Origin of the sequence: Undibacterium sp. TC9W, assembly GCF_049339865.1 — a bacterium.
Taxonomy (GTDB): Bacteria; Pseudomonadota; Gammaproteobacteria; order Burkholderiales; family Burkholderiaceae_D; genus Undibacterium.
This window is the reverse complement of record NZ_JBMPPJ010000086.1, coordinates 1-321: the sequence shown is the minus strand read 5'-3', so window position 1 is coordinate 321 and position 321 is coordinate 1. Positions and strand designations below refer to the sequence as shown.

At 52.6% G+C, this 321-nt stretch carries 1 protein-coding gene; it reads left to right on the top strand.

What is annotated here, in order from left to right; genetic code table 11:
- Nucleotides 1-321: hypothetical protein (locus ACO0LN_RS30345; RefSeq protein ID WP_422980491.1), on the top strand; the 321-nt coding region annotated here is incomplete at both ends.

Genomic DNA, 321 nt, shown 5'->3' with positions numbered 1-321 from the left:
ATGATGCCAACAATGCAGCAGACACAGCTGGTACAGCCGTTGAAAGCGCAGTCGTCATCGACGCACGTACACTGAGCGCCACAAGCCGCTTCAGCTACAACGGCGAAGAAGGTGCAAGCCGCACAGCAGACCGTATCATCTTCACAGATGCCAACTTCAATGGCTCCCACGCGATCAACGGTGGTGCAGTGGACAACAACACCACCAACAACAGCCAAAAGAACGACGACGTTATCGAACTGCGTAATGCAACAAACGCTTCCATCGGTGACTTCAACGGTATCAGCAACATCGGTAACATCGAACTGACCAACGACACAG